We start from the raw sequence: 15,575 nt of genomic DNA on the forward strand, positions 1-15,575 counted from the left end.
TGACGACGAGTCTACGTCCGGTGGCCCTGCGCGTCCGATCACGACGCGCGGGCCGATCGGGTGGTGCGGCGAGCACGCTGCGTATGCGCCCCGGGCGAGGTCCGGGCGCGGGCAGCGCTTTGCGAGAATGGTCACCGTGACGGCGAAGATTCTGGACGGCAGGGCCACGAAAGACGCCATTTTCGCGGAGCTGCGCCCGCGGGTGGCCGCGCTCGCCGAGCGGGGCGTCGTCCCCGGGCTGGGCACGGTGCTGGTCGGCGACGACCCGGGCTCGCACTCGTACGTGAAGATGAAGCACGCGGACAGCGCGAAGATCGGTGTCAACTCGATCCGCCGCGACCTGCCCGCCGACATCTCGCAGGAGAAGCTCGAGGCCGTCATCGACGACCTCAACGCCGACCCGGCGTGCCACGGCTACATCGTGCAGCTGCCCCTGCCCAAGCACCTCGACGCCAACCGCGTCCTCGAGCGCATCGACCCCGACAAGGACGCCGACGGCCTCGCCCCCACGAGCCTCGGCCGCCTCGTCCTCGGCCAGCGCGGCCCGCTGCCGTGCACGCCGTACGGGATCATCGAGCTGCTCCGCCGCCACGGCGTGGTGCTGGACGGCGCCAACGTGACGGTGGTCGGCCGCGGCATCACCGTCGGCCGCACGATGGGCCTGCTGCTCACGCGCCGCAGCGAGAACTCCACCGTGACGCTCTGCCACACCGGCACGCGCGACCTCGCCGCCGAGGTCCGCCGCGCCGACATCGTCATCGCCGCCGCCGGCGTGCCCGGCATCATCAAGCCCGACATGGTGGCCCCCGGCGCGGCCGTGCTGGACGTCGGCGTCTCCCACGTCGACGGCAAGCTCACGGGCGACGTGGACCCAGGCGTGGCCGAGGTCGCGGGCTGGCTCTCGCCGAACCCGGGCGGTGTCGGCCCCATGACCCGCGCGATGCTCGTGTCGAACGTCGTCGAAGCCGCCGAGCGCGCGGTCGCGAGCCGGTGACCATGACCGCAGGCCGGCCCCGCACGAAACGGTCGTGGACCGTCCACGTGCCGTTCGGGCTGGTGATGCTGCTGCTGCTCGCCGCGGCGCTGCGGATCCTGCAGTACCACTGGCGGGAGGGCGCGGTGCTGGTCGGCGCCGCGCTGCTCGTGGGCGGGCTGTTGCGGCTGCTGCTGCCGGAGGACCGCGTCGGGCTGCTGGCGATCCGCGGCAAGGTCGTGGACATCGTCACCTACTTCGCCCTGTGCGCTGCCGTGTTGTACATCGCCTTGACGATCACGGGCGGTCCGTTCGACGCCACGTCCTGACGGTCTGTAGTCCCGGAACGCGAAGCGGCCCCGCACCGAGCACTGGTGCGGGGTCGCTTCGCGTCATCCGGGTGTCACGAAGCCAGGGCCAGCTCCCGCTGCTCCTCGGCCCGCGCGTCCCGCCGGTCCAAGGTCCCGGAAACCGCCGCGATCGACAGCCCGAGCACGGCCAGCGTCGCGCCGACCCAGTTGGGCGCCACCAGCCCGAGGCCGCCGGCGATCACCAGTCCGCCGAGGTACGCGCCGATCGAGTTCGCGATGTTGAACGCCGACTGCACGGCCGCCGACACCAGCGACGGAGTTCCGCCGGCCTTCTGCATGATCCGCGTCTGCATCATCGGGCCGATCATGAAGCCCGCGACACCGACGAAGAAGATCGTGATCGCCGCGCCGACCTTCGACTGGGCCGTCAGCGTGAAGATCCCCAGCACCACCGCCAGCGACAGCATCGCCACGTACAGCGAAGGCATCAGCGCGCGGTCCGCGAGCCGCCCGCCCAGGTAGTTGCCGACGGTCATCCCGACACCCGCCAGCGACAGCAGCAGCGTCACGTCCGCGGGCGAGTAGCCTGCGACGTCCGTGAGCATCGGCGCGATGTACGACATGCACGCGAACACCCCGCCGAGCCCGAACGTCACGATCGCCAGCGCCAGCCACACCTGCGGCCGCCGGAACGCGCCCAGCTCACCGCGCAGCGATGCCTCGGCGGGCCGGCCCTGGTGCGGCACCAGCTTGGCGATCGCGGCGGCGGCGAACAGACCGATCACCGCGACCACCCCGAACGTCGCCCGCCAGCCCACCTGCTGGCCCAGCAACGTCCCGAGCGGCACGCCGACGACGTTCGCCAGCGTCAGGCCCATGAACATCATCGACACGGCCTTCGCGCGGTCACCCGGCTTCACCAGGCTCGACGCGACCACCGCGCCGGCGCCGAAGAACGCGCCGTGCGGCAGGCCGGCCAGGAAGCGGAACGCGATGCCGAAACCCTGGTTCGGCGACAGCGCGAACAGGGCGTTGCCCAGCGTGAACAGGCCCATCATCGCGAGCAGCATGGTCTTGCGCGGCAGCCGCACGGCCACCGCGGTCAGCAGCGGGGCGCCGATCACGACGCCGAGCGCGTAGGCGGAGATGAAGTAGCCGGCGGTGGGGATGTCGATGTGGAAGTCCGCGGCGGCCTGGGGCAGCACACCCATCATCACGAACTCGGTGGTCCCGATGCCGAAGGCACCGATGGCGAGCGCGAGCAACGCGACGGGCACGGCTCTCCTTCCTTGAGAAATCGATTACTCAGCCCGGGGTGACCCCGTTCTGAAGCGCTTTAGACGAAGGGCAAAAAACAAGACAGCCGTGTACGGCCCCGACGCCGTCGTGCTGTCTGCAACCCAGTTCAACTGATGGGGTGTGCCTTTGTCATCCCGGTATCCGGGTGAGGCTCTTCACGTAGTGCGACCGTCAGCGGCGCGCGGCGAGCACTCCGTCGAGCAGGCCCGGCGCGAGTTCGTCAAGATCGGTGCGGCGCAAGGAGTTGAACCGCGTCGTGCCTTCCTGGCGGCCGGCGATCACACCCGCGGCGCGCAGGATGCCGAGGTGGTGCGTGAGTGTGGACTTGGTCACCGGCACCTCGAGCCCGCCGCACGACACCTCGGCTTCGGTCCGGGCCAGCTGACGCACGATCGCCAGGCGCACAGGGTCGGCGAGCGCGCGCAGCACCGACTCGACGGTCATCTCGTCGCGCTCGGGGTGGACGAGCGGAGTCAGGTGCGTGGTGGCGGCCATGCGTCCATAGTACGACGTTCCTCGAAATTGTCGGGCCCGCGGTGTACGGTCGTCATCGAACTACGACGTTCGTCGAACCAATCCCGTTCACCTCTTGGGGGCACCACCATGTCCAGCGTCTCCACCTCGGGGAGCTCGCGCAACGCCGTGCTGGCGTTCGGGGCCTTCGGGGTCGGCACCAGCGGCTACATCGTCGCCGGACTGCTGCCGTCGCTCGTCTCGGAGCTGCACGTGTCGGCCACCGCCGCCGCGCAGCTCGTCACGTCGTTCGCCATCGCGTATGCAATCGGCTCACCGTTGTTCGCCGCCGTCACCGGACGCTGGGAGCGCCGGACGCTCCTGGTGGCCGCGCTCGTCGTCACCGGACTCGGCAACCTGTTCGCCGCCGTCGCGCCTGGCTACACCACGCTGCTTCTCGCGCGGGTTGTCACGGCCGTCGGCGCCGCTGTGTTCACACCGGCCGCCAGCGCCGTGGCCGCGGAGCTGACCACGCCGGAACGCCGCGGCCGCGCAGTCGCGATGGTGTTCGGCGGGCTCACGGTCGCGTTGATCTTCGGGGTGCCGCTCGGCAGCCTGGTCTCGCAGCAGTGGGACTACCAGACCGCGTTCCTGCTCGTCGGCGTGCTGTCGCTGGCCGGCGCGATCGCCGTGCGGCTCGTGCTGCCGCGGGTCGCGCCGCCGCCCGCGGTGCGGCTGGCCGAGCGCTTCGCGGTGGCGCGCGACAAGCGCGTGGTCGCGCTGCTCGTCACCACGGTGCTCGCGTGCCTTGGCGCGTTCATGGTCTACACGCTCTCGTCGCCGCTGCTCGCCGTGACGGCCGGGATCACCGGCGGCACCGTGACCGTGCTGCTGTTCTGCTACGGCATCGGCGGCGCCCTGGGCAACTACCTCGGCGGCCGCGCGGCCGACCGGTGGGGCGCGCGGGTGCCGGTGCTCCTGGTGCTGGGCGGGATGACCGTCGTGCTGGCGCTGCTGCCGTTCACGTCGGTGACCGTGGCCGGCGCGGGCGTGACGTTCTTCGTGTGGGGCACGATCACGTGGGCGATCAACCCGCCGATGCAGCACCGGCTCATCGAGCTGTCCCCCGGGCACGCCGGGCTGGCCCTCTCGCTCAACGCGTCGGCGATCTACCTCGGCGTCGGGCTCTCCGGCATCGTGGGCGGCGCCGTGCTGACGTCGGCGGGGCCGACGGTGCTGCCGGAGATCGCCGCGGTGCTGAGCGCAGTCGCGATCGCGGTGATGGTGTTCTTCTGGGAGACGCGCCGCGCTCGTCGCGTGACGGCCCGGGAAGAAGTGGCCGTCGGCTAGTCGGTGACGATCTCGCAGTCGGGCCCGGGGTACAGCAAAGCTTCGTGTCCGTCGGCGAACCGGACCACGTACGGTGGTGAGCCGTCCGGGCCTCGCACCTCGAGGATCTCGGCGCGCTGCTCGGCAGCTCCCACCGTGCGGCCGTGGACCTGGATCTCGTCTCCTACCGTCGCGTGCATGGGGTTTCACCTCCGTGGTTGAGAGTAGGAGCGCTTTGCGGCCGCGTACAGGGCAATTGTGCGAAGCTGACGGCGTGGCTGAGGTTCTGGACGTGGCCCGCGGGTTGGGCGGTGAGCTCGTGCTCCGTCGCGAAGGCGCGGCGCTCGAGGTGATCGAGAACGGTGTGTTCCTGATGGACACGCGAAACGGGGAATCCGAACGGCCTCTCGTGACCGGGGCCGCCGACCTGCTGGCGCCGGGCGCCCGCGTGCTCATCGGCGGCCTGGGGGTGGGTTTTTCATTGCGGGCGGCGCTGGATCACCCGAACGTCGGGTCGGTTGTGGTGGTGGAGAGTGAGCCCGCGGTGATCGCGTGGAACCGCACGGGCCCGCTTCGCGCGGTGCACGGTGCGGCGCTGGAGGATCACCGGGTGTCGCTGGTGGAGGCGGATCTGGTGTCGTGGCTGCGTTCTTCGGGGGAAACCTTTGACGCCCTGTGCCTCGACACCGACAACGGTCCCGAGTGGACGGTGACCGAGGGCAACGCCTCGTTGTACGGCGAGTCCGGAGTGGACGGTCTGGCCCGCCTGCTGCGCCCGGGCGGCGTCTTGGCGGTGTGGAGTGCCGACGCGTCTCCTGCGTTCACGGATCGGTTGCAGGGGCGCTTCGCTGACGTGCGCGTGGTGGAGGTCCCGGTGCCGCGCGGTGAACCGGACGTGCTGTGGTTCGCCCGTTGCTGAGGGCGGCCGTTTCGGAGAACGCGGCCTGGTGCGACGTTTTCTGCCGCATCGGCGGAGTTTCGGGTGTCTTCGGCCCGCACGCGTGGACTTCGCCCACGCGCACGCCGGAGTTCTACCCCGACGCGGTGACCTTGTCGCCGGACGCGACCGCCGCCGACATCTTGCCGTTCGTGGACGCTTCGGCCGGCTGCTCGGTGAAGGACAGCTTCGCGTCGCTTGAGCTGCCGGGCTTCGAGGTGCTGTTCTCGGCGACGTGGTTGCAGTTCCCGGTGCGGTCGTCGTCGGGGTGGCCCTCGTCTGCGTCACCGGACCCGTCGTTCGTCCACCTGCGTGGCGCGGCCATCGCCCACCGCGGCGCGACCGCGGTCGGCCTGTGGAACTTCACCGGCGACGACTGGGCCGGCGCGGTCGCCGGCGCCGCAGCCGCGTTCCCGGGCCTGCCGATCGTCGGCTACGAACACGGCGACGAGCTGGCGTCGGCGCTGGCCTACGGCGCCACCCCGCTCGGGGAGCTGCGCGTCTGGGTCGCGACCTGCCAAAATGGACCGCATGACGCGTGAAGTGCACCTGAGCGGGGACGCCGAGGCCGACAAACTGCTGAGCGAGGACCCGGTCGCGCTGCTTGTCGGCATGCTCCTCGACCAGCAGATCTCCATGGAGGTCGCCTTCCTCGGCCCGCGCAAGATCGCCGACCGCATGGGCGGCTTCGACGTGCGGCGCATCGCCGAGGCGGACACGGAGGAGTTCGTCGAGAAGTGTGTGACGCCGCCTGCGATTCACCGCTACGGAGGGTCGATGGCGCGTCGGGTGCAGGCTCTGTGCCAGTTCATCATGGAGCACTACGACGGCAATGCCGAGGCGATCTGGACCGAGGGGCGGCCCAAGCCGGACGGGCCGGAGGTGCTGAAGCGGCTCAAGGCGCTGCCCGGGTATGGGGAGCAGAAGGCCAAGATCTTTCTTGCGCTGCTGGGGAAGCAGTACGGAGTGCAGCCCAAGGGCTGGCGCGAGGCGGCGGGTGCGTATGGGGATCGTGGGTCGCGGCGGTCTATCGCCGATGTGGTGAATGCGAAGACGTTGGCGGAGGTCCGGGCTTTCAAGAAGGCTGCGAAGGCTGAGGCGGCGGCGAAGAAGTAGTCTCGGGACTTTTGCCTTTTCAGCCGAATATCCTTCGGGCAATTGCGCTCTTTGGGTGAAAATACAAAGGACAGAAGTGCTCCCCGAAGCGCGTTGTGACTTCTCGTCGGGGAGCGGCCGGGGGAAGGGTCGGGGGAGGGGTTGGGTAGAGCCTGAGTTGTGTCGCCGGCTGTCTGCTTGGTGGTGGGTGGTTGCTTGCGTGTGTTGGGCGCAAGGGAGCGGGTGTGTTTAGGAGTTGGCAGTCGGGTGTCGGGCTGAACCGCTCGAAATGGGTGGGTCGTAGCCTGGCGAGATTCGGTCCCGCCGCACGGGCGGTGCGATGAGCGCCACTGCACGATGCTCCGCTCACCGGCATCCGTCCAATGGCGGCTTTCCGCGGCAGGCTCGGCGTTGGAAGGATCTTCGCGGAGCTGCGAATCGGCAGCCGCCCAGGGGAGGGAATCCAACGTGCGCCGTGTTCTGTTTACCGCCGTTGTTGCTGTTGCGGTTGCCGGAGGGACGGCGACGTCCGCGAATGCCGCGCCGGTCGCGGAGTTTTCGTATACGGCCGAAGCCGGGGCTACGCCGTTGAGCGGTTCGGCGAGATGGGCGGCGCCGGCTGACGAGGTCGATGTCTGGGAGTACGACGGCGCCGTGAAGGTCGACGCGTCGTCAGCCGACGGCTGGGACAACGCCCGCGTGGAGCTCAGCGCGCCGGCAGGGGAGCAGTTGCACGAAGGTACCTACGTCGGGGCGCGTTACCGAGGCCAGACCGCTCCGCAGCTCGATTCGCCGGGGTTCTTCGTCGCGCGTGGAGACCGCAGTGGCGGGCTCGGGTGCGCCGACGTCGTCCAGGCTGACTTCACCATCTCCCAGCTCACGCGCGCCGCCGATGGCAGCATTGCCGATCTCGAAGCCACGTTCGTCCAGCGCTGCGGCGGCCCTGGCACCCCCGCTGCCACCGGCGAGGTCCACTTCCACGGCTGACCACCGAACCAGCTCGGTGGTCACCGCGGCAGGTGGTGGCCGCCGATCCGGCCCGACTGACAGTGCCGCCTACCGAACCGCCCTCACCGCGAACACCGACCGCTCCCGTCCTCCGAGGTGGGCCTTCACCGTCTGACCCTCCGCCGACGAGAATCCCGCCGCCGTGGCCAGCGCGGCGGCCTCTTGCTCCGAGCCTGGAATCCGCAGGTCCCGGGGCATCAGCTCGGCCATCGGCCCGTCCCGCTTGAAGCGCGCCGACGAAGAGATGCTGAACGCCAGCACCCCGCCCGGCCGCAGCACCCGCGCCCAGTCGGCCAGGGCTGTGGCGCCCAGGAAGTGCAGCGCCGACGCGCACACCACCGCGTCGGCGGCGCCGTCGGCGACCGGCAGGGGCACGGCGGGACCCACCTGCCACGAGATCACGCCCGCCGGATCCAGCGAAGTGGCCTTCGCGCGTGCCCGCTCGATCATCAAGGTGGAGAAGTCCACCCCGAGCACCGACGAGGGCGAAAGCCGCAGCGATGCGAACGCCGCGGCGCCCGTGCCGGTGGCGGCGTCGACGAGCAACGCGGGGCGCGGGGGCAGAAGGGAGATCAGGGTGTCCGCCACCAGGGGGTGGAAGAGATCGTCGTCGTAACTGGCGGCCTGTTCGTCGAAGATTGAGGTCACGACAAGCACCGTATCGGCCCTGACCAGCGGTTTTTCAGCGAAGTCGACGCCGCCCCGCGAAGCCGAGGTCGACGCGGTGGTACCAGGCGAGCTCGCGGTCGCCCTCGAGCCAGCAGAGCAGCACGTCGTCGCCGTCCAAGGACGCCGGGAAGTCGACCAGAAGGGGCGCGAAGCCCTTCAGCTCGGCGCCGGTGCGTTGGACGGTGGTCATCAGCTCGTCGAGGCGGGCCTGTGCGGCCTTCCACTCCGGCAGGCCGCCGAGGGGGGTGTCGCGGCCGCCCGGGCGCAGTGACGCGGCGAGCTCGGCGGCGTCGGCGCGCACGCGGACGAGCTCGGCGAGGACCGGGAGCAGCCGGGAGAGCTCGGCGCGCGCCTCGGCCACGGTGAACAGACCCATGTGACGATGTTCTCACTGCGCCCCGAACCCCATCACCGCACAGGTCGCCGTCGCGCCACCGTCGTCGCCAGACCCGTGCCCACCAGCAGAAACCCGGCCGCGAGCAGCGCACCGGAGAACAGCCACGACGTCAACCCGAACGAGAGCCCGCCGTGCGGGAGACCGTTCAGCAGGTCGAAGCCCCATTCCGGCATCGCCGGCGCGATCACGCCGGGCAGCACGGCCCCACACGAGCCCGCCGAGCAGCGGCCCCGAGGACGACCGAGCGCCCGGCGCGGCGACACCCAGTAACAGGATCGCGCCGGTCACCATCAGGGCAATGCCGAGCGCGTCGCGGCGCGCGGCGAAGGCCTCCATCACGATCACCTGCTGCCGGTAGCCCCCGGCCGCGAGCAGGCCCAGGGCCACGGGCGCGAGGACGAGACCCAGCAGCCCGCTGAACACGCGCGCCAAGGCCCGGCTGGGCGGTGGTGGCTGGTAGGCGGGGGGTGAAAGGTGGTGTACGGGTCGGAGTACGACATAGCGTGACCTCCCGCGTGGCTGGTTCCCCGATGGGATGGTCGTGGACCTCACCCGGTTCCGCGACCGGCCAACGCGTGGTGTGCCCACCCGTCGGAGCCTCGCGCCAGGGGTGGAGACTTGATGCCGACCACTTCTGGAACCATCCAGCTCCGGCAAGCAGTACGCTTGTACCGCTACCGACGAAGTCGAAGAAATAACGCGAAGATCCGCGGAAGGAGCACCGCTGCTCATGGCCAAGATCAAGGTCCAGGGCACCGTCGTCGAGCTCGACGGCGATGAGATGACCCGCATTATCTGGCAGTTCATCAAGGACAAGCTGATCCACCCGTACCTGGACGTCGACCTGGACTACTACGACCTGGGCATCGAGGAGCGGGACCGCACCGACGACCAGATCACCATCGACTCCGCCAACGCCATCAAGAAGCACGGCGTCGGCGTCAAGTGCGCCACGATCACGCCCGACGAGGCGCGCGTGGAGGAGTTCGGCCTGAAGAAGATGTGGCGGAGCCCCAACGGCACCATCCGCAACATCCTCGGCGGCGTGGTCTTCCGCGAGCCGATCATCATGCAGAACGTGCCGCGTCTGGTACCGGGCTGGACCAAGCCGATCATCATCGGCCGCCACGCCCACGGTGACCAGTACAAGGCCACCGACTTCAAGGTCCCCGGCCCCGGCACGGTCACCATGACCTACACCCCGGCCGACGGCTCCGAGCCGATGGAGTTCGAGGTCACCAACTTCCCCGAGGGCGGCGGCGTCGCCATGGGGATGTACAACTACCGCAAGTCGATCGAGGACTTCGCGCGCGCGTCGCTGCAGTACGGCCTCGACCGCGGCTACCCGGTCTACCTCTCCACCAAGAACACGATCCTCAAGGCCTACGACGGCATGTTCAAGGACGTGTTCCAGGAGGTCTTCGAGGCCGAGTACAAGGCCGACTTCGACGCCAAGGGCCTCACCTACGAGCACCGCCTCATCGACGACATGGTCGCCGCGGCGCTCAAGTGGGAGGGTGGCTACGTCTGGGCCACCAAGAACTACGACGGTGACGTGCAGTCCGACACCGTGGCCCAGGGCTTCGGCTCGCTCGGCCTGATGACGTCGGTGCTGCGCACGCCGGACGGCAAGACCGTCGAGGCCGAGGCGGCCCACGGCACGGTCACCCGCCACTACCGCCAGCACCAGCAGGGCAAGCCGACCTCCACGAACCCGATCGCGTCGATCTACGCGTGGACCCGGGGCCTGGAGCACCGCGGCAAGCTCGACGGCAACGCGGAGCTCATCGGCTTCTCGAACACCCTCGAGCGCGTGGTCATCGACACCGTCGAAGGCGGCAAGATGACGAAGGACCTGGCGCTGCTCGTCGGCAAGGAGCAGGCGTGGCAGACCACCGAGGAGTTCCTCGGGACGCTCGACGAGAACCTGGCCAAGAAGATCGCCCAGGGCTGATTCGAAGGCCGCACCAGCCACCGGCTGAACTGCCTTTCCCACCACCGCGAAGGGGCACCTCGGAGGAGTCTTCCGAGGTGCCCCTTCGTCGCGACTACCGGTTGTCACCAGGGAGTGACGCTGTTGGCGCCTCCGGGTGGTCTGCCCCGCCGGACCTGTCGGGCGGACCCACTCCGTGTCTACCCTGGCGGAGCCCGATTTTTCGCGACTGAGGTGCTGGCGACTGAGGAGCGGCCGTGATCCTGGGGTTGATACCGAAGAAGACCCTGATCATCATCGGTGTGATCGTTGCCGTGATCGTGATCTACGTCCTGAACCAGAAGGGCCAGGCCGACGCCCAGGGTTCCCCGACCGGGTGCAAGGTCGCGGTGACCGCCGACGTCCTCAACGCCCGCGAAACCCCGGACGGCAACGGCAAGATCGTCGGCAAGTACCTCAACGGCGCCGAGTTCGACGCGATGCCGGTGCAGCAGAACGGATTCCGCGAGGTCGCCAAGGACAAGTGGGTGGCGAGCAGCTTCGTGAAGCCGCTCGAAGGTTCGAAGTGCTGAATGGTTTTCGGCGCGAACGGGCTCTGAAGGGTTAAAGGCCCGCGAAGTCCAGCGCTACCGTGACCACGCCTGAAAGCGCCGCGATCAGCGCCAGTGCGCGCGCCTTGCGGCGGTCGCGCTTCGCCGCGGCCCGCCAGTAGAGGCCGATCCCGACCACGAGCAGCAGGACCTCCACGGTCATCGACACCGCCGGCAGCCGCCACAGGCCGAAGCCGAACGTCGGCAGGTTACCCGCGTTGCCGGGCAGGATCGGCAGGTCGGCGCGGTGTACGACGAGGTCGAGCACCCAGTGCGAGAACGCCACCGCGCCGAGCGTGACGCCGGCGCTGCGCCCGAGCCACCGCGCCGCGACCAGGCCGAACAGGGCGGAGAGCACGAGCGCGCCGACGAGCGAGTGGGTGTAGTCGGCGTGGATCACGCCCTCGCCGTAGCCCGTGCCGCCCGACTGGTCGATAGTCTCGATTCCGGTCAGGTAGAGCGGCGTGAACACGATGTCGAGCCACGCGGTCGCGAGCATCAGCGTCCACACGGGAATGGCGGGCCGGCCGGCTTTCACGGCGGCGGCGAGCCCGAAGTGCCCGGCGATCATCTGCCGACCTCGCTCTCGACGGGCGTGGCCTTGGCCTGCCAGGGGAATCGCGCGTCGGGGATTCCCAGCGCGACGGTGAACAGCAGAACGGCGAGGACGAAGGACATGGTTCTCCTCAACTGGCGTAGTCGGTGATGCCGCGGACGAGCATCGTTTTCAGGAGCGTGAAGCTGGCGTCGACGTCTTCGGGCCGGCCGAAGCCGCCGGACGCTTCGAGGCTCGAGAAGCCGTGCACAGCCGCGCGCAGGCACCGCGTCGCGTGCACGGTCTTCGCCTGGTCGAACCCGTACGGGCGAAGCACGGCGAAGGCGACTTCGGCCACGCCGTGGGTGGCCTTCGCGAGCTCCTCGTCGCCCTCGTCGGGCGCGGTTTCCAGTGCGGCGACGCGGTGGGGGTGGGTGCGCAAGTACGCGCGGTAGGCGTCGGCGAGCGCCTCGATCGCGTCGTCACCGGAACGGCCGGTCGCCGCGCCGCGCAACGCTTCGGTCATCTCGGCGACCACGCGCAGGTCGACCAGTCGGCGCAGGGCGGCGAGCCCGCCGACGTGCTTGTACAGCGAGGGCGTGGCGACGCCCGCGCGTTCGGCGACCTTGGCGAGGCTGAGCGCGTCGGCGCCGTCGGCGTCCACCACCTCGAGGGCGAGGGTGACGACGGCGTCCGGGGTGAGGCCGACCCTAGGGGACATCAGGTTGGCTAACTGTCATAGCTTTAAAGCTAAGACTGTTAGCTAGTGGGCGTCAAGCTCGATGGTCAGGCCTTCGTCCGCGATGAGCACCTCGCCGTCGAACTCCCGGCGCGCTTCCGCGGCGGACACGGAACGGTCGGCACCGGGCCAGAAATGGGTCAGCAGCAGGGTTCGGACGCCCGCCTCGGCCGCCGTCCGCCCGGCCTCCGCGGCGGTGAGCAGCCGGCGCGGCTCGTCCGGCGGCTCGCCTTGGAGGGTGGCTTCGCAGATGAGCAGATCGGCGTCACGCGCCAGTTCCACGAGCAGCCGCGACGGGCCGGTGTCACCGGAGTACGCGGCGGTGCCGTGCGGCGAGCTCAGCCGCACGCCGTGGTTGGGCACGTGGTGGGGGAGCGGCGTGGAGGTGAGCTGCCAGGGGCCGACGGTCTCGGGCCGCGCGAAGGTGTGGATGTCGAAGATCGTGGCCGGGTGCGGGCGCGGCTCGGCGGCTTCGAGGCGGCGCAGGACACCGGGGGTGCAGTGCAGCGGCAAGCGCTGGTCCTCGACGGTGTAGTGCCACGCGCGGCTGAGCGCAGTGAGGTCCGCGATGTGGTCGGGGTGCTCGTGGGTGATCACGACGGCGTCGAGGTCTTTCGCGGCCACGTGCGTGAAGAGCCGGCTCGCCGCGCCGTACCCGAGATCGAGCACGACGTGGTGGTTTCCTTGTGAGAGAAGGAATCCCGCGCACGCGCGGCCGGGTTCGGGCCAGGCGCCGCAGCTGCCGAGCACGGTGAGTCGCGCCATGCGCGCAGTCTGACACAGGATTGTCGGACCCGGCGGGTAGCGTGCGCGGGGTGCTGACCGTCTCCACCGTGAATGTCAACGGCCTGAGGGCCGCCGTGAAGAAGGGCTTCGTCGAGTGGCTCGCCACCACGAAGGCCGACGTCGTCGCCTGCCAGGAGGTACGGGCCGAGGCCGCGCAGCTGCCCGCGCACGTGGTCGAACCGGAGGGCTGGTTCGCCGCCCACGCGCCCTCGGTTGCGAAGGGCCGAAACGGCGTCTCGCTCTACAGCCGCGTCGAGCCCGACGAGGTGCGCGTCGGCTTCGGCGAGCCCGAGTTCGAGGACAGCGGGCGCTACCTCGAGATGCACCTGCCGGGTGTCGTCGTGGCGAGCCTGTACCTGCCGAGCGGCGATGTCGGCACCGAGCGTCAGGACGAGAAGGAGCGCTTCATGGCCGCCTTCCTGCCCTACCTCGGCGAGCTGCGCGCCAAGTCCGCCGCGGCCGGCCGCGAGGTTGTGGTGGTGGGCGACTGGAACATCGCCTACGACACCGTCGACCTGAAGAACTGGAAGGGCAACCACAAGAACTCGGGCTTCCTGCCCGAAGAACGCGCCTGGCTCGGCCGCGTCTTCGAAGAGGCCGGCTACGCCGACGTGCAACGCCGCCTCCACGACGGCCCGGGCCCCTACACCTGGTGGTCCTACCGCGGCCAGGCCTTCGACAACGACTCCGGCTGGCGCATCGACTGCCAGCTCGCCACCCCGGCCCTGGCTGAAGCCGTGCAGTCGGTCGTCGTGGAGCGCGCCGCCACCTACGCCGAACGCTGGTCCGACCACGCCCCCGTCACGGCGACGTACGACGTGCCTTTCCCGCGCTGATCTCTCACCGAAGCGCGGTGCAGCCCCGGCGCCGGTTTCCCCGGTGCCGGGGTCGATTTCCTTACCTGCCAAGCAGAAGGGCCCCTCAGCCGCCACTGAGGGGCCCTGCCGGCAACCTCGACAGCGTCAGCAGCTGAGGTTGCCACCCGGGTCGACGCCCAGGATGCCGGTGATCTTGTTGTACGCGTCGATGCGGCTCTGGACCTGGGCGGGGTTGCCGCCGTTGCATTCGATGGAGCCGTTGATGCTGCGGATCGTCTCGCCGAAGCCGCGGCCGTTGACCATGGCGTCGTGCGGGGTCATGGTGCCGGGGCCGGACTGGGTGTTCCAGTACCAGAGGCCGGTTTTCCACGCGACGGCCGAGTCGTTCTGCACGAGGCTCGGGTTGTTCAGCAGGTCGATGCCGAGCGCGTCGCCCGCGGCTTTGTAGTTGAAGTTCCAGCTGAGCTGGATCGGGCCGCGCCCGTAGTACGCGGCGGTGCCCGCGGGGCAGCCGTACGACTGGCTCGTGTCGCAGTAGTGCGGGTAGTTCGCGGTGTTCTGCTCCACGATGTACACCAGGCCACCGGTTTCGTGGCTCACGTTCGCGAGGAACGCCGCGGCTTCCTGCTTCTTCACGGTGTCACTGCCGGAATTCGCGAAGCCGGGGTATGCGCCGAGCGCGTTGGTCAGTCCACTGTAGCTGTAGAACGAGTTCCGGCCCGGGAACATCTGGTTGAACTGCGACTCGCTGACTACGAAGCTCGCGGCCGGCGCGGCATTCGCAACCGTGGTGGCCGGCACGAGCACCGTGATCGCGGCCGCGGCGGCCATCCCGACGGCGGTGAGGATCCTTCGGAGAGACATGGGCTCACTCCTTTGTTCGCCCCTGAAGTGGTCTACACCAAAGAGGTATAGACCAATCGCCCGAGAGAAAACAGGGCCCGGTGTCGTGATTCGGTCAAGAAGACGCGATCAGACCAACAAGGTTGGTGAATAACTTGCTGTCCGTAGCTCGCCGCCGCCAAACGGGTGAAGGTTTTTCGCGTTTTGCTCGCGCCGCGCGACCGGAATCGGACCAAGTCGACACTCGTGACAGCCGTTCGGGCGACCTCGGCGGCCCGAAAAACCGGCGAGAGAGCGCTGACCACCGGTGACACCGTCAGCCCGGGGGTGGTCACCCGCGCTCCCCGGACGGGCGCTAGTCTCGGCGCCCGAGTTGATCAGAACCGACAGGTCTTGACACGCTCGGTAGTTTTTTCACTGTATGACTCATCCTTACGGGTGAGAGATCTCGCCAGGAACATCACTTCGCGGGAGGCACTCCGGTGCGCAACCCAGGTCATCTCCTGTTGCGGTGCACGCTGCGGTCGGCTCGGTCGGCGACGCTCGTCGTGCTGCCGGCCGTCCTGCTGCTCGCGGGCAGCGGCACGGCGCTCGCCGACGACAGCGTCGTCCGTGCGGAGACCCCTTCGGCGGGCTTCGGCATCCTCGGCCCCGTCGGGCTGGTCGCCGTGGCGCTGGGCATCGTCGGCATGGCCCTCGGCGTCCTGCGCCAGCGCCGCAAGACGCGCGCGGCGACCGCGACGGCTCTGCCCACCCCTGGGCCTGCCGACACCGAGGAGCCCACCCGGCCCCTCGCGCCGATCCAGCACCCCTAGCAACGCCCTGGAAACGGCCCTGGAACCCAGCCGGAAGCCCCACTG

General features: G+C 69.6%; 21 protein-coding genes. 11 read left to right on the plus strand and 10 right to left on the minus strand.

The window, feature by feature from the left end; genetic code table 11:
- The first annotated feature begins 136 nt into the window (after positions 1–136).
- Complete coding sequence (locus ABZU76_RS32510) at positions 137–994, plus strand: bifunctional methylenetetrahydrofolate dehydrogenase/methenyltetrahydrofolate cyclohydrolase (protein ID WP_354876127.1); 858 nt, start codon at positions 137–139, stop codon at positions 992–994.
- Positions 995–996: 2 nt separating this feature from the next.
- A complete protein-coding gene (locus tag ABZU76_RS32515) occupies positions 997–1,302 on the plus strand; it encodes a DUF3017 domain-containing protein (RefSeq protein ID WP_354876228.1) in 306 nt (101 codons plus the stop codon).
- A 74-nt stretch (positions 1,303–1,376) separates the two neighbouring features.
- Here the strand turns inward: ABZU76_RS32515 and ABZU76_RS32520 are convergent, their stop codons facing one another.
- The gene (locus ABZU76_RS32520) at positions 1,377–2,561 is read right to left on the minus strand and encodes an MFS transporter (RefSeq protein WP_354876129.1); all 1,185 of its coding nucleotides are present in this window, start codon (positions 2,559–2,561) and stop codon (positions 1,377–1,379) included.
- A 193-nt stretch (positions 2,562–2,754) separates the two neighbouring features.
- Positions 2,755–3,078, minus strand: coding sequence for a metalloregulator ArsR/SmtB family transcription factor (locus tag ABZU76_RS32525; RefSeq protein WP_354876131.1), 324 nt, complete (start codon positions 3,076–3,078; stop codon positions 2,755–2,757).
- A gap of 108 nt (positions 3,079–3,186) precedes the next feature.
- On the opposite strand from ABZU76_RS32525, the gene ABZU76_RS32530 reads away from it, so the two are divergent.
- Positions 3,187–4,386, plus strand: a complete 1,200-nt coding sequence (locus tag ABZU76_RS32530) for an MFS transporter (protein ID WP_354876133.1) — start codon at positions 3,187–3,189, stop codon at positions 4,384–4,386.
- Here ABZU76_RS32530 and ABZU76_RS32535 read toward each other — a convergent pair.
- Positions 4,383–4,565: a DUF1918 domain-containing protein gene (locus tag ABZU76_RS32535; protein WP_220246197.1), complete on the minus strand. Its 183-nt coding sequence runs from the start codon at positions 4,563–4,565 to the stop codon at positions 4,383–4,385. The genes ABZU76_RS32530 and ABZU76_RS32535 overlap by 4 nt on opposite strands.
- Positions 4,566–4,639: 74 nt before the next feature.
- On the opposite strand from ABZU76_RS32535, the gene ABZU76_RS32540 reads away from it, so the two are divergent.
- From ABZU76_RS32540 to ABZU76_RS32555, 4 genes are all read left to right on the plus strand, one after another.
- The gene (locus ABZU76_RS32540) at positions 4,640–5,284 is read left to right on the plus strand and encodes a spermidine synthase (RefSeq protein WP_354876135.1); all 645 of its coding nucleotides are present in this window, start codon (positions 4,640–4,642) and stop codon (positions 5,282–5,284) included.
- Positions 5,278–5,844, plus strand: coding sequence for a hypothetical protein (locus tag ABZU76_RS32545; RefSeq protein WP_354876137.1), 567 nt, complete (start codon positions 5,278–5,280; stop codon positions 5,842–5,844). The genes ABZU76_RS32540 and ABZU76_RS32545 overlap by 7 nt, the downstream gene beginning before the upstream one ends.
- Positions 5,834–6,418, plus strand: a complete 585-nt coding sequence (locus ABZU76_RS32550; RefSeq protein WP_354876139.1) for an HhH-GPD-type base excision DNA repair protein — start codon at positions 5,834–5,836, stop codon at positions 6,416–6,418. The genes ABZU76_RS32545 and ABZU76_RS32550 overlap by 11 nt, the downstream gene beginning before the upstream one ends.
- A gap of 567 nt (positions 6,419–6,985) precedes the next feature.
- Positions 6,986–7,384 carry a hypothetical protein gene (locus ABZU76_RS32555; protein WP_354876141.1) on the plus strand — a complete coding sequence of 133 codons (399 nt, stop codon included), beginning with the start codon at positions 6,986–6,988 and terminating at the stop codon, positions 7,382–7,384.
- A 69-nt stretch (positions 7,385–7,453) separates the two neighbouring features.
- On the opposite strand, the gene ABZU76_RS32560 is transcribed toward ABZU76_RS32555, so the two are convergent.
- From ABZU76_RS32560 to ABZU76_RS32570, 3 genes are read right to left on the minus strand one after another with little or no spacing between them, the layout of a single operon-like run.
- Positions 7,454–8,053 (minus strand): class I SAM-dependent methyltransferase, encoded by a 600-nt coding sequence (locus tag ABZU76_RS32560; RefSeq protein ID WP_354876143.1) that lies wholly within the window; start codon positions 8,051–8,053, stop codon positions 7,454–7,456.
- A 34-nt stretch (positions 8,054–8,087) separates the two neighbouring features.
- Complete coding sequence (locus ABZU76_RS32565) at positions 8,088–8,450, minus strand: DUF2203 domain-containing protein (protein WP_220246203.1); 363 nt, start codon at positions 8,448–8,450, stop codon at positions 8,088–8,090.
- Positions 8,451–8,482: 32 nt separating this feature from the next.
- A complete protein-coding gene (locus ABZU76_RS32570) occupies positions 8,483–8,671 on the minus strand; it encodes a hypothetical protein (protein ID WP_354876145.1) in 189 nt (62 codons plus the stop codon).
- A gap of 530 nt (positions 8,672–9,201) precedes the next feature.
- Here ABZU76_RS32570 and ABZU76_RS32575 point away from each other — a divergent pair.
- Complete coding sequence (locus tag ABZU76_RS32575) at positions 9,202–10,425, plus strand: NADP-dependent isocitrate dehydrogenase (protein WP_354876147.1); 1,224 nt, start codon at positions 9,202–9,204, stop codon at positions 10,423–10,425.
- Between the two features lie 236 nt (positions 10,426–10,661).
- Positions 10,662–10,976, plus strand: a complete 315-nt coding sequence (locus ABZU76_RS32580) for an SH3 domain-containing protein (protein WP_255638651.1) — start codon at positions 10,662–10,664, stop codon at positions 10,974–10,976.
- A 31-nt stretch (positions 10,977–11,007) separates the two neighbouring features.
- Here ABZU76_RS32580 and ABZU76_RS32585 read toward each other — a convergent pair whose 3' ends face one another.
- The 3 genes from ABZU76_RS32585 to ABZU76_RS32595 form a co-directional block, all read right to left on the minus strand.
- Positions 11,008–11,565: a permease gene (locus ABZU76_RS32585; RefSeq protein ID WP_354876149.1), complete on the minus strand. Its 558-nt coding sequence runs from the start codon at positions 11,563–11,565 to the stop codon at positions 11,008–11,010.
- A 115-nt stretch (positions 11,566–11,680) separates the two neighbouring features.
- On the minus strand, positions 11,681–12,250 hold the full coding sequence (locus tag ABZU76_RS32590; protein WP_354876151.1) for a TetR-like C-terminal domain-containing protein: 570 nt from the start codon (positions 12,248–12,250) through the stop codon (positions 11,681–11,683).
- 42 nt (positions 12,251–12,292) lie between these two features.
- A complete protein-coding gene (locus ABZU76_RS32595; RefSeq protein WP_354876153.1) occupies positions 12,293–13,033 on the minus strand; it encodes an MBL fold metallo-hydrolase in 741 nt (246 codons plus the stop codon).
- Between the two features lie 41 nt (positions 13,034–13,074).
- Between ABZU76_RS32595 and ABZU76_RS32600 the strand changes: the two genes are divergently transcribed.
- Positions 13,075–13,890 carry an exodeoxyribonuclease III gene (locus ABZU76_RS32600; protein WP_354876155.1) on the plus strand — a complete coding sequence of 272 codons (816 nt, stop codon included), beginning with the start codon at positions 13,075–13,077 and terminating at the stop codon, positions 13,888–13,890.
- A 126-nt stretch (positions 13,891–14,016) separates the two neighbouring features.
- Here the strand turns inward: ABZU76_RS32600 and ABZU76_RS32605 are convergent, their stop codons facing one another.
- Entirely contained in the window at positions 14,017–14,736 is a 720-nt protein-coding gene (locus ABZU76_RS32605) for a chitinase (RefSeq protein WP_354876157.1), read from the minus strand.
- Positions 14,737–15,197: 461 nt separating this feature from the next.
- Here ABZU76_RS32605 and ABZU76_RS32610 point away from each other — a divergent pair, with 461 nt between their 5' ends.
- Positions 15,198–15,530 (plus strand): hypothetical protein, encoded by a 333-nt coding sequence (locus ABZU76_RS32610; RefSeq protein WP_354876159.1) that lies wholly within the window; start codon positions 15,198–15,200, stop codon positions 15,528–15,530.
- Positions 15,531–15,575 lie beyond the last annotated feature (45 nt).

The sequence above is a fragment of the Amycolatopsis sp. NPDC005232 genome (genome assembly GCF_040607795.1).
Lineage (GTDB): Bacteria > Actinomycetota > Actinomycetes > Mycobacteriales > Pseudonocardiaceae > Amycolatopsis.

Excerpts from the sequence above, each read along its gene's own strand:
- ABZU76_RS32525 (WP_354876131.1), bottom strand. The coding sequence starts at position 3,078 with ATGGCCGCCACCACGCACCTGACTCCGCTCGTCCACCCCGAGCGCGAC.
- ABZU76_RS32550 (WP_354876139.1), top strand. The coding sequence starts at position 5,834 with ATGACGCGTGAAGTGCACCTGAGCGGGGACGCCGAGGCCGACAAACTG.
- ABZU76_RS32565 (WP_220246203.1), bottom strand. The coding sequence starts at position 8,450 with ATGGGTCTGTTCACCGTGGCCGAGGCGCGCGCCGAGCTCTCCCGGCTG.
- ABZU76_RS32595 (WP_354876153.1), bottom strand. The coding sequence starts at position 13,033 with ATGGCGCGACTCACCGTGCTCGGCAGCTGCGGCGCCTGGCCCGAACCC.
- ABZU76_RS32530 (WP_354876133.1), top strand. The coding sequence starts at position 3,187 with ATGTCCAGCGTCTCCACCTCGGGGAGCTCGCGCAACGCCGTGCTGGCG.
- ABZU76_RS32515 (WP_354876228.1), top strand. The coding sequence starts at position 997 with ATGACCGCAGGCCGGCCCCGCACGAAACGGTCGTGGACCGTCCACGTG.
- ABZU76_RS32535 (WP_220246197.1), bottom strand. The coding sequence starts at position 4,565 with ATGCACGCGACGGTAGGAGACGAGATCCAGGTCCACGGCCGCACGGTG.
- ABZU76_RS32575 (WP_354876147.1), top strand. The coding sequence starts at position 9,202 with ATGGCCAAGATCAAGGTCCAGGGCACCGTCGTCGAGCTCGACGGCGAT.
- ABZU76_RS32605 (WP_354876157.1), bottom strand. The coding sequence starts at position 14,736 with ATGTCTCTCCGAAGGATCCTCACCGCCGTCGGGATGGCCGCCGCGGCC.
- ABZU76_RS32585 (WP_354876149.1), bottom strand. The coding sequence starts at position 11,565 with ATGATCGCCGGGCACTTCGGGCTCGCCGCCGCCGTGAAAGCCGGCCGG.
- ABZU76_RS32590 (WP_354876151.1), bottom strand. The coding sequence starts at position 12,250 with ATGTCCCCTAGGGTCGGCCTCACCCCGGACGCCGTCGTCACCCTCGCC.